The organism is Caulobacter sp. 05L422, assembly GCF_056397765.1.
In genome coordinates this window covers 36,962-60,169 of the sequence record NZ_JBFTOB010000012.1, presented here as the reverse complement: position 1 = coordinate 60,169, position 23,208 = coordinate 36,962, and the positions used below count along the sequence as shown (strand labels likewise).

General features: G+C 67.4%; 26 protein-coding genes and 2 tRNA genes. 22 read left to right on the top strand and 6 right to left on the bottom strand.

Annotated features, from left to right (window positions below; genetic code table 11):
• Positions 1 to 3: 3 nt before the first annotated feature.
• Both AC1DMQ_RS12830 and AC1DMQ_RS12825 read right to left on the bottom strand, forming a co-directional pair.
• Positions 4 to 393 (bottom strand): hypothetical protein, encoded by a 390-nt coding sequence (locus AC1DMQ_RS12830; RefSeq protein ID WP_477033945.1) that lies wholly within the window; start codon positions 391 to 393, stop codon positions 4 to 6.
• 4 nt (positions 394 to 397) lie between these two features.
• Positions 398 to 976, bottom strand: a complete 579-nt coding sequence (locus tag AC1DMQ_RS12825) for a hypothetical protein (protein WP_477033944.1) — start codon at positions 974 to 976, stop codon at positions 398 to 400.
• Positions 977 to 1,347: 371 nt separating this feature from the next.
• Here AC1DMQ_RS12825 and AC1DMQ_RS12820 point away from each other — a divergent pair, with 371 nt between their 5' ends.
• Together AC1DMQ_RS12820 and AC1DMQ_RS12815 are read left to right on the top strand one after the other, a co-directional pair.
• Positions 1,348 to 2,541 carry an esterase-like activity of phytase family protein gene (locus AC1DMQ_RS12820; RefSeq protein ID WP_477033943.1) on the top strand — a complete coding sequence of 398 codons (1,194 nt, stop codon included), beginning with the start codon at positions 1,348 to 1,350 and terminating at the stop codon, positions 2,539 to 2,541.
• Positions 2,542 to 2,546: 5 nt separating this feature from the next.
• On the top strand, positions 2,547 to 3,653 hold the full coding sequence (locus tag AC1DMQ_RS12815; RefSeq protein WP_477033942.1) for a winged helix DNA-binding domain-containing protein: 1,107 nt from the start codon (positions 2,547 to 2,549) through the stop codon (positions 3,651 to 3,653).
• Here the strand turns inward: AC1DMQ_RS12815 and AC1DMQ_RS12810 are convergent.
• A complete protein-coding gene (locus AC1DMQ_RS12810) occupies positions 3,650 to 4,903 on the bottom strand; it encodes a glycosyltransferase (protein ID WP_477033941.1) in 1,254 nt (417 codons plus the stop codon). The genes AC1DMQ_RS12815 and AC1DMQ_RS12810 overlap by 4 nt on opposite strands.
• Positions 4,904 to 5,021: 118 nt before the next feature.
• On the opposite strand from AC1DMQ_RS12810, the gene AC1DMQ_RS12805 reads away from it, so the two are divergent.
• Positions 5,022 to 5,894, top strand: a complete 873-nt coding sequence (locus tag AC1DMQ_RS12805) for an SPFH domain-containing protein (RefSeq protein ID WP_477033940.1) — start codon at positions 5,022 to 5,024, stop codon at positions 5,892 to 5,894.
• A gap of 284 nt (positions 5,895 to 6,178) precedes the next feature.
• Positions 6,179 to 7,414 (top strand): glycosyltransferase family 4 protein, encoded by a 1,236-nt coding sequence (locus AC1DMQ_RS12800; protein WP_477033939.1) that lies wholly within the window; start codon positions 6,179 to 6,181, stop codon positions 7,412 to 7,414.
• On the opposite strand, the gene AC1DMQ_RS12795 is transcribed toward AC1DMQ_RS12800, so the two are convergent.
• The gene (locus AC1DMQ_RS12795) at positions 7,411 to 8,490 is read right to left on the bottom strand and encodes an LLM class flavin-dependent oxidoreductase (protein WP_477033938.1); all 1,080 of its coding nucleotides are present in this window, start codon (positions 8,488 to 8,490) and stop codon (positions 7,411 to 7,413) included. The genes AC1DMQ_RS12800 and AC1DMQ_RS12795 overlap by 4 nt on opposite strands.
• 58 nt (positions 8,491 to 8,548) lie before the next feature.
• Here AC1DMQ_RS12795 and AC1DMQ_RS12790 point away from each other — a divergent pair, with 58 nt between their 5' ends.
• Positions 8,549 to 8,854: a UBP-type zinc finger domain-containing protein gene (locus AC1DMQ_RS12790; protein WP_477033937.1), complete on the top strand. Its 306-nt coding sequence runs from the start codon at positions 8,549 to 8,551 to the stop codon at positions 8,852 to 8,854.
• 21 nt (positions 8,855 to 8,875) lie between these two features.
• Entirely contained in the window at positions 8,876 to 9,874 is a 999-nt protein-coding gene (locus tag AC1DMQ_RS12785) for a hypothetical protein (RefSeq protein WP_477033936.1), read from the top strand.
• A gap of 19 nt (positions 9,875 to 9,893) precedes the next feature.
• On the opposite strand, the gene AC1DMQ_RS12780 is transcribed toward AC1DMQ_RS12785, so the two are convergent.
• Positions 9,894 to 9,970, bottom strand: a tRNA-Asp gene (locus AC1DMQ_RS12780).
• Positions 9,971 to 10,047: 77 nt separating this feature from the next.
• A tRNA-Asp gene (locus AC1DMQ_RS12775) sits at positions 10,048 to 10,124 on the bottom strand.
• Between the two features lie 311 nt (positions 10,125 to 10,435).
• On the opposite strand from AC1DMQ_RS12775, the gene AC1DMQ_RS12770 reads away from it, so the two are divergent.
• The 16 genes from AC1DMQ_RS12770 to nuoL all read left to right on the top strand — a co-directional run bounded on the left by AC1DMQ_RS12770 (position 10,436) and on the right by nuoL (position 23,205).
• Positions 10,436 to 10,813: an NADH-quinone oxidoreductase subunit A gene (locus tag AC1DMQ_RS12770; RefSeq protein ID WP_035074791.1), complete on the top strand. Its 378-nt coding sequence runs from the start codon at positions 10,436 to 10,438 to the stop codon at positions 10,811 to 10,813.
• The gene (locus tag AC1DMQ_RS12765) at positions 10,783 to 11,400 is read left to right on the top strand and encodes a NuoB/complex I 20 kDa subunit family protein (protein WP_477033935.1); all 618 of its coding nucleotides are present in this window, start codon (positions 10,783 to 10,785) and stop codon (positions 11,398 to 11,400) included. Before AC1DMQ_RS12770 ends, AC1DMQ_RS12765 begins: the two co-directional genes overlap by 31 nt.
• Positions 11,397 to 12,053, top strand: coding sequence for an NADH-quinone oxidoreductase subunit C (locus AC1DMQ_RS12760; RefSeq protein WP_477033934.1), 657 nt, complete (start codon positions 11,397 to 11,399; stop codon positions 12,051 to 12,053). Before AC1DMQ_RS12765 ends, AC1DMQ_RS12760 begins: the two co-directional genes overlap by 4 nt.
• A gap of 5 nt (positions 12,054 to 12,058) precedes the next feature.
• The gene (locus tag AC1DMQ_RS12755) at positions 12,059 to 13,309 is read left to right on the top strand and encodes an NADH-quinone oxidoreductase subunit D (protein ID WP_477033933.1); all 1,251 of its coding nucleotides are present in this window, start codon (positions 12,059 to 12,061) and stop codon (positions 13,307 to 13,309) included.
• Positions 13,306 to 13,638: a nuclear transport factor 2 family protein gene (locus tag AC1DMQ_RS12750; RefSeq protein WP_477033932.1), complete on the top strand. Its 333-nt coding sequence runs from the start codon at positions 13,306 to 13,308 to the stop codon at positions 13,636 to 13,638. Before AC1DMQ_RS12755 ends, AC1DMQ_RS12750 begins: the two co-directional genes overlap by 4 nt.
• Entirely contained in the window at positions 13,635 to 14,321 is a 687-nt protein-coding gene (gene nuoE, locus AC1DMQ_RS12745) for an NADH-quinone oxidoreductase subunit NuoE (RefSeq protein WP_477033931.1), read from the top strand. The genes AC1DMQ_RS12750 and nuoE overlap by 4 nt, the downstream gene beginning before the upstream one ends.
• On the top strand, positions 14,321 to 14,551 hold the full coding sequence (locus tag AC1DMQ_RS12740; RefSeq protein ID WP_477033930.1) for a hypothetical protein: 231 nt from the start codon (positions 14,321 to 14,323) through the stop codon (positions 14,549 to 14,551). Before nuoE ends, AC1DMQ_RS12740 begins: the two co-directional genes overlap by 1 nt.
• A complete protein-coding gene (locus AC1DMQ_RS12735; RefSeq protein WP_477033929.1) occupies positions 14,548 to 14,814 on the top strand; it encodes a hypothetical protein in 267 nt (88 codons plus the stop codon). The genes AC1DMQ_RS12740 and AC1DMQ_RS12735 overlap by 4 nt, the downstream gene beginning before the upstream one ends.
• A 3-nt stretch (positions 14,815 to 14,817) precedes the next feature.
• The gene (gene nuoF / locus AC1DMQ_RS12730; RefSeq protein WP_477033928.1) at positions 14,818 to 16,137 is read left to right on the top strand and encodes an NADH-quinone oxidoreductase subunit NuoF; all 1,320 of its coding nucleotides are present in this window, start codon (positions 14,818 to 14,820) and stop codon (positions 16,135 to 16,137) included.
• A gap of 6 nt (positions 16,138 to 16,143) precedes the next feature.
• Entirely contained in the window at positions 16,144 to 18,204 is a 2,061-nt protein-coding gene (gene nuoG, locus AC1DMQ_RS12725; protein WP_477033927.1) for an NADH-quinone oxidoreductase subunit NuoG, read from the top strand.
• A gap of 4 nt (positions 18,205 to 18,208) precedes the next feature.
• Positions 18,209 to 19,282, top strand: coding sequence for an NADH-quinone oxidoreductase subunit NuoH (nuoH, locus tag AC1DMQ_RS12720; RefSeq protein WP_477033926.1), 1,074 nt, complete (start codon positions 18,209 to 18,211; stop codon positions 19,280 to 19,282).
• The gene (locus AC1DMQ_RS12715) at positions 19,279 to 19,527 is read left to right on the top strand and encodes a hypothetical protein (protein WP_477033925.1); all 249 of its coding nucleotides are present in this window, start codon (positions 19,279 to 19,281) and stop codon (positions 19,525 to 19,527) included. Before nuoH ends, AC1DMQ_RS12715 begins: the two co-directional genes overlap by 4 nt.
• 100 nt (positions 19,528 to 19,627) lie before the next feature.
• Positions 19,628 to 20,119 carry an NADH-quinone oxidoreductase subunit NuoI gene (nuoI, locus tag AC1DMQ_RS12710; protein ID WP_477033924.1) on the top strand — a complete coding sequence of 164 codons (492 nt, stop codon included), beginning with the start codon at positions 19,628 to 19,630 and terminating at the stop codon, positions 20,117 to 20,119.
• Positions 20,120 to 20,201: 82 nt separating this feature from the next.
• On the top strand, positions 20,202 to 20,813 hold the full coding sequence (locus tag AC1DMQ_RS12705) for an NADH-quinone oxidoreductase subunit J (protein ID WP_477033923.1): 612 nt from the start codon (positions 20,202 to 20,204) through the stop codon (positions 20,811 to 20,813).
• The gene (nuoK, locus tag AC1DMQ_RS12700; RefSeq protein ID WP_056446651.1) at positions 20,810 to 21,115 is read left to right on the top strand and encodes an NADH-quinone oxidoreductase subunit NuoK; all 306 of its coding nucleotides are present in this window, start codon (positions 20,810 to 20,812) and stop codon (positions 21,113 to 21,115) included. The genes AC1DMQ_RS12705 and nuoK overlap by 4 nt, the downstream gene beginning before the upstream one ends.
• A 5-nt stretch (positions 21,116 to 21,120) precedes the next feature.
• Positions 21,121 to 23,205 carry an NADH-quinone oxidoreductase subunit L gene (gene nuoL / locus AC1DMQ_RS12695; RefSeq protein WP_477033922.1) on the top strand — a complete coding sequence of 695 codons (2,085 nt, stop codon included), beginning with the start codon at positions 21,121 to 21,123 and terminating at the stop codon, positions 23,203 to 23,205.
• Positions 23,206 to 23,208 lie beyond the last annotated feature (3 nt).

Here is a 23,208-nt window from a genome sequence, read left to right as displayed (position 1 = left end):
GGTCTAGACCTTCCGCCGTAGCAGGGCATGCCACCAGCCGCGCGGGTGGACTTCGTCAGGTACGGCTTCCACGTGGAGTTCAACGTGGTCGGCCGCATCGATGCGGGACCGGGCGTCGGCCGGCGGCGTGCAGCCCTCGCCGAACAGTTCCTCTTCCTCCCAGTCCCGAACGGGCCTGCCGCCCCATTCCTCGACTCCGTCCTCGAGCGCCACGCGCGCGGGCCAGCTGCCGCGCCGCCAGAGGTAGCGGCGGATGGTTTCGGGATCTCCGGCCGGCCAGGGAAACGTCGGGTCGCGGAGGGACTGCTTGGCCAGGTCGCCGATTTTGCCGCCGCGACTCCCTTGTTTGGCCAGCCAAGCGCCGAAGTCGCTTTCGTTCTTCTCGCTCGTCATCCGTTCAGAACTCCAAAGGGTCGATCGGCCCGCTGGTGGTCGGCCGGGCCATGTCGATCATTCGGCGGCCGCCCCAGGTTTCGGGATTCGGCCAGGCCACCTGAACATCCCAGGCGGTCTTGCCGCAAGCCTTGCAGGCGCCCGACAGCAGCCCGGACAGGTCGCGGACCTCGGTGTCGCCGCCGCCTTTGTTCTCGGCCTGCAGGCGGGCGATCATCTGCTCGGGCGCGATCTTCAGTCGCGCGCCGCACCCGCGACAATGGAGCTGGACGGTGACGGCCGGCCGTCGGCAGAGGGTGGCCAGCTTCAGGCTTTCGGCCATCAGGTCGTCGTGGAAGACAAGGGCGCAGCCGTCGAGGCGACCGCAACGGAACAGCGCCTTGACCTGGTCCATGCGCAGAGCGCCGAGGCCATCGGCGTGCAAGCGTTGGACGTCGATGTGGCAGGTCCGCCTGCAGTCCCGCGTATGACAGCGGCCGCTGACGGCTTGGCGCCGGGTGTAGTAGCCGCGCACGGTTCGATCGGCCTGCAGGATCCCCGAGGCGATCAGCCATCCGGCCGGAGGTTTGTGAGGATCGTTCATCGATGTGTTCGTCGGTAGAGTGTTCGCGGAATGTTCTCATTCCGGCCGCGCCCCGAGTCAAACGGATCTTGGTCGAACGCCGGTTCGATCGGGCGCGTGAGAAGGCCAGTACTGGGTTGGACCGGAAGGTGAACAGGGCGCGCTCCCGGGTTATTCCCGCGAAACCCTGCAAATCAGCGTGAACGAAGGTGGATCATTCCCGGGAGCATGAAACGAAAACGCCAGCGATTTCAAAGGAACAGGAAAAAGGCGTCTCGTTTACACCGAGAGGGTCGGGGGTTCGATCCCCTCACCGCCCACCAAAATCCCACTTCGAACTCCCATTCCGACGGGCGATGGACTTTCGCCTTCGCCGCCCGCACTGATCGGGCATGGCCGCCGCGATCACCGTCACCCGCCTGACCTGGACCGACCATGCTCTCGACGAGGTCGAGACGCCGCGCGGGCGTTTGGCCATCACCCTGGGCCTGGGCTCCGGCCTGGCGCGGCGAGCGGGCGATCCGCCCGGCGTGGTCTGGGCGATCGGGGATCGCGGCCCCAACATCAAGGTCGGGCCGGCGGTCGAGGATCACGGCCTGGCGCACCTGTCGGGTTTGGTCGGACGGGAGGGGGCCAAGATCATGCCGCGGCCGGCGATCGGTCCGATGCTGGCCCAACTGCGCGTCGAGGGCGACACGGTCACCTGCCTCCAGGTCCTGCCCCTGCGCGACACGACCGGCGCGGCCTTCGACGGCCTTCCTGGCCCCGGCGGCGACACGGCGGCCATGGAGCCCGCCTTCGACCTGTCGGGCGCCTTGCTGGGCGAAAGTCTCAGGGGAGGCGACACCGAGGGCGTCGCGGCCCTGGCCGACGGGACCTTCCGGGTGGCCGACGAGTACGCTCCCTCGATCCTGGTCGTGGCGGCCGACGGCGTGGTCCAGGCGCGCTGGGTTCCGGAAGGCGAGAGCGCGGCCCTGGCGGGGGCGGCCTATCGGGTCGAGGCGGTGCTGCCGGCCTTGTCCGCCCGCCGGCGCCTGAACCGCGGCTTCGAGGCCCTGGCCTTGTCGCCGGACGAGACGCGGCTGCATGTGATCCTGCAGAGCCCGCTGGCGCCGGAGGACGAAGTCGTCGCCGAAGGGCGGGCGCGCGCCAGGCTCTGGACGCTGGACGCCCGGACCGGCGCGCCGCTGGCCGAACACTTCTATCCGTTCGATGCGCCCGAGACCTTCCGCCGCGACGCCGAGGCCGGTCCGGTGGGGCCGGATGACCCGAAGATCTCCGAGGCCGTGTCGCTGGGCGGCGACCAACTGCTGGTGCTCGAGCGGATCTCGCGGACCTCCAAGCTCTATCGCGTGACCCTGGACGCGCCGGTCCTGACCAAGACCCTGGTGCTCTCGACCGACGATTGGCCGCAGATCGACCCCGACCTGGAGGGCATGGCGCTGCTTTCGGACCGGGACCTGCTGCTCAGCACCGACAACGACTTCGGAGTCGAGGGACGGGAGACGGCGTTCTACCGGGTGACGTTCGCGACGCCGCTTGCTGACATCGGGGCGGCGGCAGGCCCGAGCTACATCCAGGCGTGAGCTCCATGGCGAAGACCTTGAACCGACGGGCGCTGAACCGGGCGTTGCTGGCGCGGCAGCACCTGTTGGGGCGCGCCGACCTCTCCGTGCCTCGGGCTTTGGATCGACTGATCGCCTTGCAGGCCCAGGCGGCGCCGGCTCCCTATTTCGCTCTGTGGACCCGCCTGAAGACCTTCGCGCCGGAGGACCTGTCGGCGCGGCTCGAGGATCTCGGCGCCGCGCGCGGGACCTTGATGCGCGGCACGCTGCACGTGGCGATGGCGGTCGACTTCGCGGCGATCCGCCCGCTGATCCAGCGCGGCCTGGACCGGTTTCTGACCGACGGCAGCGTCCATGGCCGCGCCTTGGCGGGGTTGGACCAGGCCGAGGTCGTGGACGCCGCGCGGAATCTGCTGGGCCGAGGACCGCTCACCGCGGCGCAACTCCGCGGCGCCTTGGCGGCGCGCTGGCCCGATCGCGATCCGCAGTCCCTGGCCATGGCGGCGCGCATCCATCTGCCGATGTTGCAGCTGCCGCCGCGCGGCCTGTGGGGGCGCGGCGGCCAGCCGACCCTGGCGGCGATGGCCGATCGGCTCGAAACACCCAAGCCGGGCTTGACCTTGGCCGATCTCGTGATGCGCTACCTGGCGGCGTTCGGGCCCGCCAGCGTCGCGGATGCTCAGATCTGGCTGGGCCTCAGTCGTCTGGCGCCCACGTTCGAGGTGCTGCGGCCATCCCTGGCCGTCTTTCATGGCGAAGACGGCCAGGAACTGTTCGATCTGCCCGAGGCGGACAGGCCGTCGGGCGAGGCCGATGCGCCCGTCCGCTTCCTGGGCGAGTTCGACAACGTGCTGCTGGCCCACGACGACCGTTCGCGGATCATGTCGGCCGAGCACAAAAGTCGGCTCTACACCGCCAACGGCATCCTGCGCGCGGCGGTCCTGGTCGACGGGTTCACGGCGGGGCGTTGGCGGATCGAGGACGGCAAGGCGGAGTCGGTCCTGCGGATCGAGCTGTTCGACAAGGTCGCCAAGCCCGTCGCCAGGGCCCTGGCGGAAGAGGGCGAGCGCCTGCTGGCCTTCGCCGCCAAGAGCGCCGTCCACGATGTCCGCATCGACGTCGTCGAGACCTAGGTCGCCAGCGCCTCGAGCACCGACGCCGCGTCCCGGGCGGCCTCGTCGGCGCGGATCGCCGCGCCCAGGCTTTCGGCGGCGGCCTTGAAGGCAGGCTCGTCCAGCAGGCGGCGCACGGCGGCGGCGATGGCCTCGACGCCGGCGTCGGCCGGCAGGGTCAAGCCTGCGCCGCGATGGGCGACGCGGGCGGCGTTGTCGCTCTGGTCGCGGCCCATAGGCAGGCACAGCAGCGGCACGCCGGCCAGCAGCGGCCGCAGGGTCGAGCCGTGGCCGGCATGGGTGACGAACAGGGCCGCGTCGTTCAGCAACGCGCCGTGCGGGGCGCTGCGGACGACGGCGACATTGGCCGGGGCGTCGAATTCGCTCGGATCGATCGTCGGGCCGGTGGTCACCACGCCGCGCACCGGCAGCTGGCCCAGGGCGGCGATGATCGCGCGCAGGGCCGGTTCCTGCGCCTGGTAGAGGCTGGAGAACGACACGACCACCAGCGGCGCGTCGCAGGACGGGCGCGCGAACGGCTCGACCCAGGCCGGATCGGCCAGATACGGGCCGACATGGGCGAAGCGGGCGGGCAGGGGATCCGGCGCGAAGTCGAACGCCTTGCTGGTGGCCAGAAGGATCGCCTCGGCGACTTCCAGCTGGTCGAACAGGTCGGCCAGCGGCGGCAGGCCCAGGGCCGCGCGGGCGGCGTTCAGGTCGGGCAGGCCGGCCTGGAAGAAGGTCCGGCTCATCTGCCCGACCATGGCGTGCATGGCGCGTTCTTCGTCATTGGTCGCCGGAAGCATTCCGGCCCCGAACGGCGGCGCGCCCGGCATCGTCGGCAGCGACCAGACATTGGCGGCCAGCAGCGCCAGCGGCAGGCCTCGCGCCTCCGCCGCCGCCATCGGGCCCAGCAGCAGCTCCTGCGAGACCACGACGTCCGGCGCGAAGGCGTCGATCGCGGCCAGCGTGTCCTTGGCGTAGGCGAGGGCGGGGCCTGCCATCACCCGGTCCAGCAGGCGCTGGATCACCGCCAGCGGATTGTCGGCCTCGTGATCCTTCAACCGGTCGTCGTCACGGGTCTTGCCGGTCTGGAACGGCGCGGTCGTCCAGGCCCCGAACGGCACGTCCAGGGCGGCGGCGTCGGGCGCGTTGCACGGATCGCTCAGGACCAGCACGGCGTGGCCGCGCGCCGCCAGGTCGCGGGCGACCAGCAGCATGGGCTGCACATGGCCGCCGCCTTCCCAGGTGGTGAAGAGATATCGCGCCATCCGACCTCGCACGCCCCGCTTTTTGCAGGCTTTGGGGATGCCTGCCTACGCGGTCCGGGCGAGCCTTGCCATAAGCGATCAAAGTGATATCACTTTGACATCAAACCTGGAGGGCTCCATGTCCGACGCGCCGAATATCAACCGATCGACCGAACGCGCCTTTGGCGGGATCGGCGGCGGGCTGCCGCTGCTGTCGCTTCCCCTGCTGATCGCCGCCGCCGTCTGGGGTTTCACGCACGGCCTGCCGGCGGTCGGCGCCGTGCTGATCGTCCTGTTCCTGCTGACCAGCCTGGGCTTCTACTCGCTGCAGCCCAACGAGGCCTATGTCGTCACCCTGTTCGGGACCTATGTCGGCACGGATCGCCGGACCGGCCTGCGCTGGGTGCTGTTCTGGTACGGCCGCAAGAAGATCAGCCTGCGCGTGCGCAACGTCACCAGCGAGCGGCTGAAGGTCAACGACAAGCGGGGCAACCCGATCGAGATCGCCGCCAACATCGTCTGGCGCGTGTCGGACACCGCCCAGGCCCTGTTCGACGTCGACGACTACACCGCGTTCGTGAATATCCAGATCGAGACCGCGCTGCGGGAAACGGCCTCGCACTATGCCTATGACCACGACGACAGCGGCGAACCCACGTTGCGGGCCGACGCCGACCAGGTCGGCGAGCGCCTGCGCAGCGATCTGCGGGGCCGCACGGCGGTGGCCGGGGTGGCGATCGACGAGACCCACCTGATGCATCTGGCCTACGCCCCGGAGATCGCCGGCTCGATGCTCAAGCGCCAGCAGGCCGAAGCGGTGCTGGCGGCGCGCCGCACGATCGTCGCCGGCGCGGTCGGCATGGTCGAGAACGCGCTGCAACAGCTCAGCGAGCGGGACGTCGTCGTCCTGGACGACGAGCGCAAGGCGGCGATGGTGTCCAACCTGCTGGTGGTGCTGTGCGCCGACCGCGAGGCCCAGCCCGTGGTCAACACCGGCACCCTCTACGGCTGATCCGTTGGCCGCGTCCCCACCCGAGTCGCCGAAAAGCGGGCGCCGCGCGTTCCTGATGCGCGTGCGCCCCGAAGTGCTGGCCGCCGTCGAACATCTCGCGGCGGCCGAACTGCGCAGTGTCAACGCCCAGGTCGAAATGCTATTGCGCGAAGCCCTGTTGCACCGCGGTGCGCTGCGACCGCTGGACAGCGGTTCAGCTTCGGAGGAACCTCCGTCCCCGTGAGTGTCTTAAGGCTCTGTGGCCGCCTCGGTGGGCGCGGCTGACTAAGCGAGGTTCCGGCGTGATGGATTTGAGGTTTGATCCGCCCTCGGCGTTCAACGAGGCAGAAGAACCCCTGTTCAGGGCGGTCCGGTCCGGCGGCAAGCCGGTCAGGCTGGTTGACACCACCATGCTCTACGCGCCTCGCAGCGGTGGAGTGCGACGCTATTTGAACTCCAAGCGGACGTGGATCGCGGCGAATCGGCCCCAGGTCCGGCACACGCTCGTGGTGCCCGGTCCGCGCGATGCGCACGACGGTCACGGACGAGTCTCGATCTACGCGGCGCCTCTGCCGTTCGGCGACGGCTATCGCTGGCCGGTGGTCAAGAACGCCTGGATGGAGCGCCTGATCCGCCAGCGGCCCGACATCATCGAGGCCGGTGATCCGTACACCCCAGGTCTGGCGGCCCTGAAGGCCGGCGACGCCCTGGGCGTGCCGGTGGTCGGCTTCTGCCACACCGATCTGGGCGCCCTGGCGGCGCTGCATATCGGCGAATGGGCGGAAAAGCCGGTGCAGAAACGCTGGGCGGCGATCTACAGCCAGTTCGACCAGGCCGTGGCGCCCAGCCAGTTCATCGCCGGGCGGCTAATCGAGGCCGGGGTCCAGAACGCCATCGGCCTGCCGCTGGGCGTCGACACCGAGATCTTCAATCCGCACCGCGGCGACCGCGAGGCCTTGCGGCGCAAGCTGGGCCTGACCAGCCGTCATCGGATCCTGGTGTTCGCCGGCCGTCCGGCCAAGGAGAAGAAGCTGGACGTGCTGGTCGAGGCGGTCGAGCGCCTGGGCGATCCCTACGTGCTGCTGTTCGTGGGGGCGGGCTCCGGAGCGCCGTCCAGCGACCGGGTGATCTGCATGGACTATCAGCGCGACCCGCAGAGCCTGGCCGCCGTGCTGGCCGGCTGCGACGCCTTCGTCCACGCCAACGACAACGAGCCGTTCGGCCTGATCGTGCTGGAGGCCATGGCCTGCGGCCTGCCGGTGATCGGCGTGGCGGCCGGCGGCGTGGCCGAGTCCGTGGACGAAACGGTCGGGGCCCTGGCCACGGCCTCGGAAGCCCGCGCCTTCGCCGAGGCGGTCGAGTCGGTGTTCGCCCGCGACGTGAGGGCCTTGGGCCAGGCCGCGCGACAGCGGGCCGAGCTGCGGCACGGCTGGGACCCGGTGTTCCGCAAGCTGTCGGCGATCTACGGCCGGCTCACCGGCTGCGCCGCCTTCGAGGACGTGGCCGCCGCGCCGGTCCCCGAACTGATCGGCTGGAACTAGGCGGCGGCCTTCGTCAGCTGGCCGCGCACCTGGGCCAGGATCTCGTAGGACCGCAGGCGCGCCCCGTGATCGTGGATCTGCGAGGCGGCCATCAGCTCGTCGGCGCCGGTGGCGTCCAGCACCTTCTGGATCTTGGCGCGGACCGTGTCGGGCGAGCCGATCGCCGAATAGCGGAAGGTGTGGTCCAGCCCCGCGATCTCGGCCTCCGAGGCGACCTCGCGAATATCGTCGACCGGCGGCGGCAGCAGGCCCGGATTGCCGCGACGCAGGGCCACGAATTGCTGCTGGCTTGAGGTGGACAGGCGGCGGGCCTCGTCATCCGTGTCGGCCGCGCAGACCCCGATGCAGACCAGGACGTAAGGCTGGGCCAAGGCCGCCGACGGCTTGAAGGTGCGCCGATAGACGGCGATCGCCTCCATCAACTGGTCGGGCGCGAAGTGGGCGGCGAAGGCGAAGGGCAGGCCGAGGGCGGCGGCCAGCTGGGCGCTGTAGGTGCTGGAACCCAGCAGCCAGAGCGGCACGTCCTGGCCCTCGCCCGGCACGGCGCGCACGGCCTGGCCCGGCTGGGCCGGCTGGAACCAGGCCTGCAGCTCGACGACGTCCTGGGCGAAGCTGTCGACCGCGCCCATGTAGCGGCGCAAGGCCCGCATGGTGGCCTGGTCGGTGCCGGGCGCGCGGCCCAGACCCAGGTCGATGCGGCCGGGATGGAGAGCGGCCAGGGTCCCGAACGCCTCGGCCACCATCAGCGGCGCGTGGTTGGGCAGCATGACGCCGCCCGAGCCGACCCGGATCGTCGAGGTGCCGGCCGCCACGTGGCCGATGACCACGGCGGTCGCGGCGCTGGCGATTCCCGGCATGTTGTGGTGCTCGGCCAGCCAGTAGCGGTGATAGCCCAGCCCTTCGGCGTGGCGAGCCAGGTCCAGGCTGTTGTGAAGGGCTTGGCCGACGCTGGTTCCTTGCGGAACGGGGGCCAGGTCGAGGACGGAAAAGGGCAGGGGATGGGCGTGCGACATGCACGCTAGATCGGGACGCGAAGGGCGAACCTCAAGGCAGCAGCTTCCTACTAGCCGCGTCATCGCGATCCGCGCACTAATCGCGATGTGAGACCGCGCTGGCGGTGAGCGGGAGACGGCCATGGCGTTGAAATGCACCCACCTCGACCAGATCCAGGACGTGACGCCGGGAACGGCCGGCTGCGAGGAATGCCTGCAGTCCGGCGATCGTTGGCTGCACCTTCGGCTTTGCCGCACGTGCGGTCATGTCGGCTGCTGCGACCAGTCCAAGAACAAGCACGCCACCAAGCACTTCAAACTGACGGGCCACCCGATCATCGAGGGCTACGACCCGCCGGAAGGCTGGGGATGGTGTTATGTCGACGAGGAGTTCTTCGAATTCGATGCGCCGACCCCACATCCTGGGCCCATCCCACGTTTCTATTGATCGAGCGTCGAGACCTCCGCCATGGGCAAGCCGAGCAAGATTCTCCTCCAGACCACCATCCAGACGGCCGCTGAAGACTGGTCGATCGCCCGGTTCTCGATGCTGGCGGACTATCTGGGGCAGCTTCGCGACCCTGACGGCGACCCGGTCTTCGAGGTCGTGGCTCGCGACCGTGGACCGCTCGACAGGCCCGATCCGGTGTTATCGGAGCTGGAGGAGTCGGATTTCGCGGCGATGTGGCTGTTTGCGGTCGATGTGGGCGACGGGCTCAGCGCTGACGAATGCACGGCCATCTCGCGGTTCCGGGCTCGTGGCGGCGGCCTGATGGTGACGCGCGACCACCAGGACCTGGGCAGCAGCGTCTGCACCTTGGGCGGGGTCGGGGCGGCGCATTACTTTCACAGCAAGAATCAGGACCCGGACGGATCACGCCACCAGATCGACGACCCGTTCACGACCTACATCAGCTGGCCGAACTATCATTCCGGCGCGAACGGCGACTTCCAGACCATCAAGATCGTGGGCGACGTCCATCCCGTCCTGAGCGACGCCGCCTCGGAAAGCGGGGCCATACGCTTCCTGCCGTCGCATCCTCACGAAGGGGCGGTCGGCGCGCCGGCCGATGATTCGACCGCGCGGGTGATCGCCACGGGCGTCAGCAAAGTCAGCGGCGCGGCCTTCAACCTGGCCGTGGCGTTCGAACCCTCGCCGGATGGCGGCCCCGCGGTGGCCCAATCCACGTTCCATCACTTCGCCGACTACAACTGGAATCCCGCCGTCGGTGCGCCCAGCTTCGTCTCCGAACCGCCCGGCGACACCCTGTCGCGTTCGCCACAGGCTCAACGCGACATCAGGCTCTATGCGCGTAACGTGGCGCTCTGGCTGGCAGGACAACCCGTCGAAAGGCCCGTGCATGACGCTGTGCTGGATGACTTGCATCAGGACATCGTGCTGGATGAGGAGCTGGACGAAAGCTTTCCGGCCAGCGATCCGCCGGCCGCTACGCGTCGTGGCGGCTGATCTGCAAGGGAAGTGGAAGTGGCGCGAATGACGGGACTTGAACCCGCGACCTCCGGCGTGACAGGCCGGCGCTCTAACCAACTGAGCTACATCCGCGTCGGGCGCGAACCAATGTCCGGCGCGGTCGTTCCATAGACTAGCCTGGCGGTGGGAAGCAGCCAACTTCAGGGAAGTGGCGCGAATGACGGGACTTGAACCCGCGACCTCCGGCGTGACAGGCCGGCGCTCTAACCAACTGAGCTACATCCGCATCAGGCTCCGCCGAAGCGAAGTGCGACCCGCCGTGCGGCGAGGGGCGTCTGATATGTCGGGCGAAGACTCGTGTCAACGGCCATATCGAAGAAGCGACAAAACGCGGCTGAGGCGGGCGGGATTTCGTCCGGACCGGCCAAAAAGCAACAATCCGACGTGCTGTTCGCGATGCACGCGCCGGTGTCCGTTTTTCACAGATCGCCGTTAGGTAAAGGCGGTCTAGTTGCGACCGTTTCTCAATGTAGCGCAGGCGTTTGAAGCGTCGGCGACACTGGGCTACAACCCGCTCGATTCAAGCCAAGGGCTGTCATGAACGCCTTCCTTCTCCAGTATCTGCCGATCGTGATCTTCCTAGGGATCGCGGCGGTCATCGGCATTGCCTTCATCCTTGCCGCCGCGGTGCTCGCGCCCAAGGCGCCGGACCCGGAAAAGCTGTCCGCCTACGAATGCGGCTTCAACGCTTTCGACGACGCGCGCATGAAGTTCGACGTCCGGTTCTACCTGGTCTCGATCCTGTTCATCATCTTCGACCTGGAAGTGGCGTTCCTGTTCCCGTGGGCCGTCTCGCTGATGAAGCTGCCGCATGACGTGGCCGCCTTCGCGTTCTGGTCGATGATGGTCTTCCTGGGTGTTCTGACCGTCGGCTTCATCTACGAATGGAAGAAGGGCGCCCTCGAATGGGAGTGATCGTTCCCCCCACCGGCGCGGCGCCCAGCTCCCCGCTCGTTCCCGCCGGCTCGGCCGCGCGGTCGACCGTGCAGGGCTATGACCCCAAGCTGCACGACCCCTATTTCGACGGTCTGTCGGGCCAACTGGCCGACAAGGGCTTCGTCATGGCGGCCGCCGACGACCTGATCACCTGGGCCCGTACCGGCTCGCTGATGTGGATGACGTTCGGCCTGGCCTGCTGCGCCGTCGAGATGATGCACTCGGCCATGCCGCGCTACGACCTGGAGCGCTACGGCTTCGCGCCGCGCGCCAGCCCGCGCCAGTCGGACGTGATGATCGTCGCCGGCACCCTGACCAACAAGATGGCTCCGGCTCTGCGCAAGGTCTACGACCAGATGCCCGAGCCCCGCTACGTCATCTCGATGGGCAGCTGCGCCAACGGCGGCGGCTACTATTATTACAGCTACAGCGTCGTGCGCGGCTGCGACCGGATCGTGCCGATCGACATCTATGTGCCGGGTTGCCCGCCGACCGCCGAGGCCCTGGTCTACGGCGTGCTGCAGCTGCAGAAGAAGATCCGTCGCACGGGGACGATCGAGCGATGACCGACGTTGTTTCCACCGAAGAAGTCACCCCCGAGCCGGCCCTGGCGCCGCTCGAGACGCTGGGCCAGGCGATCGTCGCCAATTCGGCCGGCGCGATCACAGCCTGGTCCGTGGCGTTCGGCGAGCTGAACCTGCTGGGCCCGGCCAATCGGGTCGTCCAGGCGCTGACCTATCTGCGCGACCACCCCGACTATCGGTTCCACCAGCTGGTGGACCTGACGGGCGTTGACTATCCGGAGCGCGAGCGCCGGTTCGACGTGGTCTATCACCTGCTGTCGCTGATCAAGAACCATCGCGTGCGCTTCAAGGTCCAGACCGACGAGGACACCGCCGTTCCCAGCGTCACGCCGGTGTTCCCGGTCGCCGACTGGTTCGAACGCGAAGCCTTCGACATGTACGGGATCTTCTTCGACGGTCACCCCGACCTGCGCCGGATCCTGACCGACTACGGCTTCCACGGCCACCCGCTGCGGAAGGACTTCCCGATGACGGGCTATGTCGAGGTCCGCTACGACGACGAGCTGAAGCGCGTGGTCTACGAGCCCGTGAAGATCACCGAGTTCCGCGCCTTCGACTTCATGTCTCCGTGGGAGGGCGCCAAGTACGCCCTGCCGGGCGACGAGAAGGCCGAAAAGCGGGCAGGGGACGCGTAAGAGTCATGACTGGTTCCAACTCCCCCGCCGCCGCGACCGACTTCTTCCACGACGCGCCGTCGCTGCCGGCCGTGCCGGAAACCCCGGTGCGCAAGTTCAACATCAACTTCGGTCCGCAACACCCGGCCGCGCACGGCGTGCTGCGCCTGGTGCTGGAGCTGGACGGCGAGATCGTCGAACGCGTCGATCCGCACATCGGCCTGCTGCATCGCGGCACCGAGAAGCTGATGGAGGCCCGCACCTACCTCCAGAACATTCCGTACTTCGACCGCCTCGACTACGTGGCGCCGATGAACCAGGAACATGCGTTCTGCCTGGCCATCGAGAGGCTGCTGGGCGTTGACGTGCCGATGCGCGGCAGCCTGATCCGCGTGCTGTTCTGCGAGATCGGCCGGGTGCTGAACCACCTGCTGAACGTGACGACCCAGGCCATGGACGTCGGCGCCCTGACGCCGCCGCTCTGGGGCTTCGAGGAGCGCGAGAAGCTGATGGTGTTCTACGAGCGCGCCTGCGGCGCTCGCCTGCACGCCAACTACTTCCGGCCGGGCGGCGTCCACCAGGACCTGACCCCGTCGCTGATCGACGACATCGAGAAGTGGGCGAAAGCCTTCCCGAAGATCTGCGACGACATCGAAGGCCTGATCACCGACAACCGCATCTTCAAGCAGCGCAACGTCGATATCGGCGTGGTGACCAAGGAAGACGCGCTGGCCTGGGGCTTCTCGGGCGTGATGGTGCGCGGCTCGGGCATCGCCTGGGACCTGCGCCGCAACCAGCCCTACGAGTGCTACAACGACTTCGAGTTCGACATCCCGCTGGGCAAGAACGGCGACTGTTACGATCGCTATCTGTGCCGCATGCAGGAGATGCGCGAGTCGACCAAGATCATCCTGCAGGCCATCGAAAAGCTGCGCGCCACGCCCGGCCCGGTGATGACCGAGGACAACAAGGTCAGCCCGCCGCGCCGCGCCGAGATGAAGCGGTCGATGGAAGCCCTGATCCACCACTTCAAGCTCTACACCGAAGGCTTCCGCACGCCGGAAGGCGAGGTCTACGCGTCGGTCGAGGCCCCCAAGGGCGAGTTCGGCGTGTTCCTGGTGTCGAACGGCACCAACAAGCCGTACCGCTGCAAGATCAAGGCGCCGGGCTTCTCGCACCTGGCGGCCATGGACTGGATGAACCGCGGCCACCAGCTGGCCGACGTCTCGGCCATCCTGGGCTCGCTCGACATCGTGTTCGGCGAGGTCGACCGGTGAGCCTGGAAGCCATCGCTCAGGCCCAGCTGGACGCCTACAACGCCCAGGACCTGGACGCCCACTGCGCCCATTTCGCCGACGACGTCGTGGTCGCCGGCCTGAACGGCGACGTTGCCCGCACGGGGATCGAGGCCTATCGCGCGTGGTACGAGGCCGCGTTCGCGCAGTTCCCGAACAACAAGGCCAAGCTTCTCAACCGCATCGTGGTGGGCGCGAACGTGATCGATCACGAGCACGTCGACCGCGGCAACGGCGATGCGCCCTTCCAGGTCGCCGCCATCTACACCTTCAGGGGCGACAAGATCGCCCGCGTGGATTTCGCACGATGAGCGTACGTCGCCTCGCCAAGGAACAGCCGGCCAGCTTCGCCTTCTCCAAGGACAGCCAGGCCAAGGCCGACTGGTGGAAAGCCAAGTATCCCGCCGAGCGCAAGCAGTCGGCGGTGATCCCGATGCTGTGGCTGGCCCAGAAGCAGGAAGGCTGGGTCTCCGAACCCGCCATCCAGGAGATCGCCAAGCAGCTGCAGATGCCGGTCATCCGCGTGCTGGAGGTCGCCACATTCTACGTGATGTTCCAGCTGCAGCCGGTCGGCAAGGTCGCCTTCGTCCAGCTGTGCGGCACCACGCCGTGCCAGCTGCGCGGCGCGCTGGACCTGAAGGCCGTGCTGAAGGCCAAGATCGGCGAAGCCAACGACGTCTCGGCCGACGGCAAGTTCAGCTGGGAAGAGGTCGAGTGCCTGGGCGCGTGCTGCAACGCGCCGATGGCCGCCATCAACGACTATTACTACGAGGACCTGACGCCGGAGAGCCTGGCCCAGATCCTCGACGACTTCGCCGCCGGCAAGTCGCCCAAGCCGGGCAGCTATGAAGGCCGTGGCGCGTCGGAACCCAAGGGCAAGATCCAGACCCTGACGGACCCGAAGCTGTTCGACGGCTCGCTGGCCAAGAAGATCAAGATCCCGAACCTGCCCGAAAAGCCGAAGAAGGCTCCGAAGACGGAGCCGGCGGCCTGATGCAGAACGCCGACGCCATCCAGAAGAAGCGCCTGACCACGATGTTCGCCATCGATGTGGTCTGCTTCGTGCTGGCCGGCGCGGCGATCATCGGGTTCGTCGCCGCCAAGATCGCCTGGCTGGCGCCCGTGTTCATCGGCGCCATCGCCGTCGGCCTGGGCGCGCAGATCTGGTTCATCCTGGGCTGGATGAAGGCCGCCAAGCAGAACGAGGAGGGCAAGCCGTCGTGACCGACGATTCCGCACTCCTGGCCAAGCGCGTGGCCTATGTGAGGACCATCCGTGGTCTTTACCGCAACGAGCGCATCGCCGGTCTCGTCGGCTCCCTGATCGGGGCTCTGCTCCTGATCTGGGGCCGGATGAGCCCGGAAGCGCCCGCCTGGGCCGTTCCTGTCGCTTTCCTGGTGATAGGCGCCGCTTGGGTGCTTTTCGCCTATGTCATCATTCGTCGGACGCGCTATGTGCGCGCCCATCCATTCGATCCGCAAAGCTGAGTCATGGTCGGTATCCTCGAAGACAAGGACCGCATCTTCACGAACCTCTACGGTCTCCACGATTGGGGCCTCGAGGGCGCGAAGAAGCGCGGCTGCTGGAATGGCACCAAGGACATCCTGGACGCGGGTCGCGACTGGATCATCGACAACATGAAGAACTCCGGCCTGCGCGGCCGGGGCGGGGCGGGCTTCGGCACCGGCCTGAAGTGGTCGTTCATGCCCAAGGAAGTGAAGGACGGTCGTCCGCACTACCTGGTCGTCAACGCCGACGAGTCCGAGCCGGGCACCTGCAAGGACCGGGAGATCATGCGGCATGACCCGCACCTCCTGATCGAAGGCTGCCTGATCGCCTCGCGCGCCATGCTGGCCCACGCCTGCTACATCTATATTCGCGGCGAATACGTCCGTGAGCGCGAAGTGCTGGAAGCCGCCATCAAGCAGGCCTACGAGGCCAAGCTGATCGGCAAGAACAACGTCCACGGCTGGGACTTCGACCTCTACGTCCACCACGGCGCCGGCGCCTATATCTGCGGCGAAGAGACGGCCCTGCTGGAAAGCCTGGAAGGCAAGAAGGGCCAACCGCGCCTGAAGCCGCCGTTCCCGGCCGGCGCGGGCCTCTATGGCATGCCGACCACGGTCAACAACGTCGAGTCGATCGCCGTCGCCGGCACGATCCTGCGTCGCGGCGCGGCCTGGTTCGCCGGCTTCGGCCGTCCGAACAACGCCGGCACCAAGCTGTTCTGCGTCAGCGGCCACGTGAACCTGCCGTGCAACGTCGAAGAAGCCATGAGCATCCCCTTCCGTCAGCTGATGGAAGACCATTGCGGCGGCATCCGCGGCGGCTGGGGCAACCTCAAGGCCGTGATCCCGGGCGGCTCGTCCGTGCCGATGATCCCCGCCGAGCAGTGCGAAGACCTGCCGATGGACTTCGACGCCCTGCGCAACCTGCGCTCGGGCCTGGGCACCGCGGCCGTCATCGTCATGGACAAGTCCACCGACCTGGTCCGCGCCATCGCCCGGCTGAGCTACTTCTACAAGCACGAGAGCTGCGGCCAGTGCACGCCGTGCCGCGAAGGCACCGGCTGGATGTGGCGGGTCATGGAGCGCATGGCCACCGGCGAGGCCGATCCGAAGGAGATCGACACCCTGCTGGACGTCACGACCCAGGTCGAGGGTCACACCATCTGCGCCCTGGGCGACGCGGCCGCCTGGCCGATCCAGGGCCTGTTCCGTCACTTCCGCCACGAGGTGGAGGACCGGATCGCATCCTATCGTAGCGGTCGCCTGCACGTGCAGGGCGCCAAGCTGATCGCGGCGGAGTAAACGATTATGGCAATCGCCAAGGTCAACGGCGTCGAGGTCGAGTTCGAGCCCGGCATGACGGTTCTGCAGGTGGCGGAACTGGCCGGGGAAGAGATCCCGCGCTTCTGCTATCACGAGCGCCTGAGCATCGCCGGCAACTGCCGCATGTGCCTTGTCGAGGTGAAGCCCGGCCCGCCCAAGCCGCAGGCGTCATGCGCCCTGCCGGCCGCCGAGGGCCAGGAGATCTTCACCAAAACCCCGATGGTCAAGAAGGCCCGCGAAGGGGTGATGGAGTTCCTGCTCATCAACCACCCGCTGGATTGCCCGATCTGCGACCAGGGCGGCGAGTGCGACCTGCAGGACCAGGCCATGGGCTATGGCCGCGACGACAGCCGTTACGAAGAGAACAAGCGCGCGGTCGAAGAGAAGGCCATGGGCCCGCTCATCAAGACCGTGATGACCCGCTGCATCCAGTGCACGCGCTGCGTCCGCTTCATCACCGAAGTTGCCGGCTCGCCCGAGATCGGCCTGATCTCGCGCGGCGAAGACGTTGAAATCACGACCTATCTGGGCGCGGCGGTGACGTCGGAGCTCAGCGCCAACGTCATCGACCTGTGCCCGGTCGGCGCCCTGACCTCCAAGCCCTACGCCTTCGAGGCGCGGCCCTGGGAGCTGAAGAAGACCGAGAGCGTCGACGTCATGGACGCCCTGGGTTCGGCCATCCGCGTCGACAGCCGCGGCAACGCGGTGCTCCGCGTGCTGCCGCGCGTCAACGAGGAGGTCAACGAAGAGTGGATCAGCGACAAGACGCGCTACGCCGTCGACGGCCTGCAGCGTCAGCGCCTGGACCGCCCGTACGTCCGCGTCGGCGGCAAGCTGCAGCCGGCCTCGTGGGCCCAGGCCTTCGCCGCCGTCGCCGCCAAGATCAAGGCCGCTCCGGCTGACCGCATCGGCGTGATCGCCGGCGACCTGCAGGACGCCGAGAGCCTGAAGGCGACCAAGGACCTGTTCACCGCCCTGGGCGTGAAGAACCTCGACGCCCGCCAGGACGGTTCGGCCCTGGGCGCGGGTCCGCGCGAGAGCTGGCTGTTCAACTCGACGATCGCCGGCATCGAGAACGCCGACGTGGTGCTGTTCGTCGGCGCCAATCCGCGCCTCGAGGCTCCGGTCCTGAACACCCGCTTCCGCAAGCAGTGGATCGCCGGCAAGACCCGCTTCGGCGTGATCGGCGAGCAGGTCGACCTGACCTTCGACTACGACTATCTCGGCGCCGGGACCCAGACCCTGTCGGGCCTGGCCAAGGCCAAGAACGACTTCGTCACCGCCCTGAAGAACGCCCAACGTCCGGCGATCATCATCGGCCAGGGCGCCCTGTCGCGCGCCGACGGCGCCGCCGTGCTGAAGGCGGCCGCCGCCGTGGCCAAAACCTTCGGCGTGGTGCGCGAAGGCTGGAACGGCTGGAACGTGCTGCACACCGCCGYCGCCCGCGTGGCCGGCCTGGACCTGGGCTTCACGCCCGGCGAGGGCGGTCTGTCGGCTTCGGAGATGCTGAAGCCGGGCGCGCTGGACGTGCTGTTCCTGCTGGGCGCAGACGAGTGCGAGACCGCCGCTTCGGACGCCTTCAAGGTCTATCTGGGCACACACGGCGACGCCGGCGCCCACAAGGCCGACGTCATCCTGCCGGGCGCGGCCTACACCGAGAAGAACGGCCTCTATGTGAACACCGAAGGCCGCGTCCAGATGGGCGAGCGGGCGGTGTTCCCCAAGGGCGACGCCAAGGAAGACTGGTCGATCCTGCGGGCTCTCTCCGAGCACCTGGGCGCCAAGCTGCCCTATGACAGCCTGGACCAGCTGCGGGCCAAGCTGTTCGCCGAGCACCCGACCTTCGGCCAGATCGACTTCGCGCCGGGCTCGATCGCCACGTCGTTCGACCTGTCGGGCCTGGGCGGGGCCGGCGAGCTTTCGGACGCCCCGTTCGAAAGCCCGATCAAGGCCTTCCACCTGACCAACCCCATCGCGCGCGCCAGCGTGACCATGGCCGAATGCGCGGCCACGGTTTCCGGCGCCGCCAAGATCGCGGCGGAGTAGGCCGGTGAGCGAATTCTTCTCCAACCCCGCCGTCACCTGGACCCTGCTGACCACCGGCGGGATCCTGCTGGTGGTGATCTGGGTCCTGCTGAGCCTGGCCTTCCTGCTGCTGGCCGACCGCAAGATCTGGGCCGGCGTGCAGATGCGCAAGGGCCCCAACGTGGTGGGTCCGTTCGGCCTGCTGCAATCGTTCGCCGACTTCTTCAAGTTCGTGCTGAAGGAAATCATCATCCCGGCCGGCGCCGACAAGGTGATCTTCCTGCTGGCCCCGCTGCTGAGTCTGGTCCTGGCCTTCGTGGGCTGGGCCGTGGTGCCGTTCGCGCCGGGCTGGGTGGTCTCCAACCTCAACGTCGGCATCCTGTACCTGCTGGCGATGAGCTCGCTGGGCGTCTACGGCATCATCATGGGCGGCTGGGCTTCGAACTCGAAGTACCCGTTCCTAGGCGCGCTGCGTTCGGCGGCGCAGATGGTGTCGTACGAAGTGTCGATCGGCCTGATCATCATCACGGTGATCCTGCTGGCCGGCACCATGAACCTCAGTTCCATCGTCGAACAGCAAGCCGGCTGGATCTGGAACTGGAACGTGTTCGGCGGCTCCGGCCTGAAGAACATCATCCTGGCCCCGGTGATGATCATCGCGATGGGCATGTTCTTCATCTCGGCCCTGGCCGAGACCAACCGCCCTCCGTTCGACCTTCCGGAAGCTGAATCCGAACTCGTGGCCGGCTACCAGGTCGAGTACAGCTCGACCCCGTACCTGCTGTTCATGGTCGCCGAATATTCGAACATCGTCCTGATGTGCGCGATGATCAGCGTCCTGTTCTTCGGCGGCTGGAACCCCGGTTTCCCGATCGGCTTCACGGCCGGCTGGCCGCCGTTCCTGGTCAACTTCCTGCTGGCCCTGGTGTTCTACTTCAAGATCGTGGTGGCGTTCTTCATGATCGCCATGGCCAAGGCCATCGTGCCTCGCTACCGCTACGACCAACTGATGCGCCTGGGCTGGAAGGTCTTCCTGCCGATGTCGCTGGTGCTGGTGATGCTGGTCTCGGCCTGGCGCGTCTTCGGAATCCAGGGGTGATCGGCGGAAGGGCATATCTGGCGGTCGCCGCCCTCGGCCTGATCCTGGCCGGTTGCGCGACCGACGGCGCGGCTCCGGCCAAGACGTCCTATTCGCTGGGGCGCGGCACGGCCGGTTACGACCAACTGCGTCGCGACAGCGAGAGATGCGCCGCCGACGGCGGCAAGATCGAAGCCAAGCAGGACGGGGGCGACCCCACCCAGCTTTCGAACTACACCTGCGTCATCCCGAAGTCGGGCAAGTGACGCGAACGGCCCTCATCCGGTGGATGGGCGGCCGCGAACGGATCGAAGCGGGCAGGGGGCGTTCGTCCCTCCCAAGAGATGAAGTGTTAGGAGAGCTCTGGTGTTCCAGCGCATCACACAGGCGGTCAAGGGCGTGGCTCTGCTCGACTTCGCGGGCGCCTTCGGCCTGGGCATCAAGTACATGCTCGCGCCCAAGAAGACCGTGATCTATCCGAACGAGCGCGGCCCGCAGTCGCCCCGTTTCCGCGGCGAGCACGCCCTGCGCCGCTATCCTTCGGGCGAAGAGCGCTGCATCGCCTGCAAGCTGTGCGAAGCCATCTGCCCGGCCCAGGCCATCACCATCGAGGCCGAGCCGCGCGACGACGGCAGCCGCCGCACGACCCGCTACGACATCGACATGGTCAAGTGCATCTACTGCGGCCTGTGCCAGGAGGCCTGCCCGGTGGACGCCATCGTCGAGGGGCCGAACATCGAGTTCGCCGTCGAGACGCGCGAAGAACTTTACTACGACAAGGAAAAGCTGCTCGACAACGGCGACCGTTGGGAACGGCTGATCGCGAAGAATCTGGAGTTGGACGCGCCCTACCGCTAAAGGACGGGTCGCGATTCCGAGGGTTAGCGGCGGGGCCGTCCGGCACGTCGGGTTTTTGTGGTTTTCTGAGGGAGCACCTGCCTTGCAGGCGATAGCTTTCTATTTGCTCGCGGTAGCGACCGTGGCGGCGGGTCTTCTCGTCGTCTCGGCCAAGAACCCCGTGCACTCGGTGCTCTTCCTGATCACCGCCTTCTTCTCGGCCGCCGGCCTCTTCGTCCTGCTGGGCGCGGAGTTCCTGGCGATGCTGCTGATCGTCGTCTATGTGGGCGCGGTCGCGGTGCTGTTCCTGTTCGTCGTGATGATGCTCGACGTGGACTTCGCCGAGCTGCGACAGGGCTTCGCCCAGTACCTGCCGGTCGGCGGTCTGGTCGGCGGGGTGCTGACGATCGAGATGATCATGGTCGCCGCCTCGGTGGTGACGGGCGGCGCGGCCGGCAAGAACGCGATCCCCAACGCCTCACCGGGCGGCGTGCCGAACACCGAGGCGATCGGCCGGGTGCTCTACACCGACTACATCTTCTTCTTCCAACTGGCGGGCCTGGTGCTGCTGGTGGCCATGATCGGCGCCATCGTCCTGACCCTGCGTCACAAGCCGGGCGTCAAGCGCCAGAACATCGGCCAGCAGAACGCCCGCACGCCCAAGACCGGAATGGAAATCGTGCAGATCAAGCCCGGCGCGGGGATCAGCGAATGATCGGCCTGTCTCATTATCTCGTCGTCGCCGCCATCCTGTTCACGATCGGCGTCTTCGGCATCTTCGTGAACCGCAAGAACATCATCGTCATCCTGATGTCGATCGAGCTGATCCTGCTGGCGGTGAACATCAACCTGGTGGCCTTCTCGGTCTATCTGCATGACGTGGTGGGGCAGGTCTTCGCCATGTTCGTGCTGACCGTCGCCGCGGCCGAAGCGGCCGTCGGCCTGGCCATCCTGGTGACGTTCTTCCGTAACCGCGGAGACATCGCCGTCGACGACGCCAGCGTGATGAAGGGCTGATCGCAGTGCAGACTCTCGTCACCATCATCGTCTTCGCGCCGCTTATCGCCGCGATCATCGCGGGCCTGTTCGGCCGCCGCATCGGCGACGTCGCCTCGCAGGCGATCACGACCGGCGGCCTGCTGCTGGCCTGCGGCCTGTCCTGGTACACGTTCAGCCAGTGGACCTGGGGTCACATGGAGGCCTTCACGGTCGACCTGCTGCCCTTCATCCACGTGGGCAACTTCGTCTCCAACTGGTCCATCCGCATCGACGCCCTATCGTGCGTGATGCTGATCGTGGTGACGACGGTATCGGCCCTCGTGCACGTCTATTCCTGGGGCTACATGGCCGAGGACGACAGCAAGCCGCGGTTCTTCGCGTACCTGTCGCTGTTCACCTTCGCCATGCTGGCCCTGGTCACCGCCGCCGACTTCATGCAGCTGTTCTTCGGCTGGGAAGGCGTGGGCCTGGCCTCGTACCTGCTGATCGGCTTCTGGTTCAAGAAGCCCTCGGCCAGCGCCGCGGCCATCAAGGCCTTCGTCGTGAATCGCGTGGGCGACTTCGGTTTCGCCCTGGGCATCATGACCACCTACTGGGCGTTCGGTTCGATCCAGTTCCACGAGATCTTCCCGCAGATCGCCGCCGGCGCGGCGCGCACCTGGGAGTTCGCGGGCCACACCTTCCCGCTGGTCGACATCGCCTGCTTCCTGCTGTTCATCGGCGCGATGGGCAAGTCGGCGCAGTTCTTCCTGCACACCTGGCTGCCGGACGCCATGGAAGGCCCGACCCCGGTCTCGGCCCTGATCCACGCGGCGACCATGGTCACCGCTGGCGTCTACATGCTGTGCCTGCTGTCGCCGATGTTCGAATACGCGCCCGTCGCCAAGAACATCGTCACGGTGATCGGCGCGATCACGGCCCTGTTCGCGGCCACGGTCGGCCTGACCCAGAACGACATCAAGCGGGTCATCGCCTATTCGACCTGTTCGCAGCTGGGCTACATGTTCTTCGCGGCCGGCGTCGGCGCCTATCAGGCGGCGATGTTCCACCTGTTCACCCACGCCTTCTTCAAGGCGCTGCTGTTCCTGGGCGCCGGTTCGGTGATCCACGGCATGCACCACGAGCAGGACATGCGGAAGTACGGCGCCCTGGCCAAGCTGCTGCCGGTGACCTTCTTCGCCATGACCATCGGCACCATCGCCATCACGGGCCTGGGCCTTCCGCCCCTGCACCTGGGCTTCGCCGGCTTCTACTCGAAGGACACCATCATCGAGGCGGCCTACGCCGCCGGCGGTCACAACGGCATCGCGATGTTCGCCTGGGTGATCGGCGTGCTTGTGGCCGGCCTGACCTCGTTCTACTCCTGGCGCCTGGCGTTCTTCACCTTCAACGGCCAGGCCCGCTGGGGTCACGACGATCATCATGCTCATGACGCGCACGCCGCCCATGGCCATGACGACCACGCCCACGCCGAGACGCACGACGAGCCGCTGCCCGACGATCATGCGCACGACGACCATGGCCACGGCCATGATCACAAGCCGCACGAGAGCCCCTGGGTGATGCTGGTTCCGCTGATCGTGCTGTCGGTCGGCGCCATCTTCGCCGGCTTCTTCTTCACCGACTTCTTCGTCGGTCACCACCAGGAAGAGTTCTGGCGCGGCGCGATCTTCAACGCCCCGACCAACCACGTGCTGCACGAGGCCCATGAAGTGGCCGAGTGGGTGAAGTGGAGCCCGCTGATCGCCTCGATCGTCGGCCTGCTGATCGCCGTCTGGGTCTATCTGATCAAGGGCAACGAGCGCCTCGGCGCCGCTCTGGCGGCCCGCAACGGCCCGCTGTACGTGTTCTTCTACAACAAGTGGTTCTTCGACGAGCTGTACCAAGCCACCTTCGTGCGCGCGGCCAAGTTCCTCGGCGACCTGTTCTGGAAGGGCGGCGATCAGAAGCTGATCGACGGCTTCGGACCGGACGGCGTCAGCGCCGTCAGCTACGGCGTCGGCCGTCGGACCGGCAAGCTGCAGTCCGGCTACCTCTACCACTATGCGTTCGTCATGCTGCTCGGTGTCGCCGGTCTGCTGGCCTACGCCCTGTTCCGCTTCCACTAGGGA

Excerpts from the sequence above, each read along its gene's own strand:
- AC1DMQ_RS12830 (WP_477033945.1), bottom strand. The coding sequence starts at position 393 with ATGACGAGCGAGAAGAACGAAAGCGACTTCGGCGCTTGGCTGGCCAAA.
- AC1DMQ_RS12825 (WP_477033944.1), bottom strand. The coding sequence starts at position 976 with ATGAACGATCCTCACAAACCTCCGGCCGGATGGCTGATCGCCTCGGGG.
- AC1DMQ_RS12820 (WP_477033943.1), top strand. The coding sequence starts at position 1,348 with ATGGCCGCCGCGATCACCGTCACCCGCCTGACCTGGACCGACCATGCT.
- AC1DMQ_RS12815 (WP_477033942.1), top strand. The coding sequence starts at position 2,547 with ATGGCGAAGACCTTGAACCGACGGGCGCTGAACCGGGCGTTGCTGGCG.
- AC1DMQ_RS12810 (WP_477033941.1), bottom strand. The coding sequence starts at position 4,903 with ATGGCGCGATATCTCTTCACCACCTGGGAAGGCGGCGGCCATGTGCAG.
- AC1DMQ_RS12805 (WP_477033940.1), top strand. The coding sequence starts at position 5,022 with ATGTCCGACGCGCCGAATATCAACCGATCGACCGAACGCGCCTTTGGC.
- AC1DMQ_RS12800 (WP_477033939.1), top strand. The coding sequence starts at position 6,179 with ATGGATTTGAGGTTTGATCCGCCCTCGGCGTTCAACGAGGCAGAAGAA.
- AC1DMQ_RS12795 (WP_477033938.1), bottom strand. The coding sequence starts at position 8,490 with ATGACGCGGCTAGTAGGAAGCTGCTGCCTTGAGGTTCGCCCTTCGCGT.
- AC1DMQ_RS12790 (WP_477033937.1), top strand. The coding sequence starts at position 8,549 with ATGGCGTTGAAATGCACCCACCTCGACCAGATCCAGGACGTGACGCCG.
- AC1DMQ_RS12785 (WP_477033936.1), top strand. The coding sequence starts at position 8,876 with ATGGGCAAGCCGAGCAAGATTCTCCTCCAGACCACCATCCAGACGGCC.
- AC1DMQ_RS12770 (WP_035074791.1), top strand. The coding sequence starts at position 10,436 with ATGAACGCCTTCCTTCTCCAGTATCTGCCGATCGTGATCTTCCTAGGG.
- AC1DMQ_RS12765 (WP_477033935.1), top strand. The coding sequence starts at position 10,783 with ATGGAAGAAGGGCGCCCTCGAATGGGAGTGATCGTTCCCCCCACCGGC.
- AC1DMQ_RS12760 (WP_477033934.1), top strand. The coding sequence starts at position 11,397 with ATGACCGACGTTGTTTCCACCGAAGAAGTCACCCCCGAGCCGGCCCTG.
- AC1DMQ_RS12755 (WP_477033933.1), top strand. The coding sequence starts at position 12,059 with ATGACTGGTTCCAACTCCCCCGCCGCCGCGACCGACTTCTTCCACGAC.
- nuoE (WP_477033931.1), top strand. The coding sequence starts at position 13,635 with ATGAGCGTACGTCGCCTCGCCAAGGAACAGCCGGCCAGCTTCGCCTTC.
- AC1DMQ_RS12740 (WP_477033930.1), top strand. The coding sequence starts at position 14,321 with ATGCAGAACGCCGACGCCATCCAGAAGAAGCGCCTGACCACGATGTTC.
- nuoF (WP_477033928.1), top strand. The coding sequence starts at position 14,818 with ATGGTCGGTATCCTCGAAGACAAGGACCGCATCTTCACGAACCTCTAC.
- nuoK (WP_056446651.1), top strand. The coding sequence starts at position 20,810 with ATGATCGGCCTGTCTCATTATCTCGTCGTCGCCGCCATCCTGTTCACG.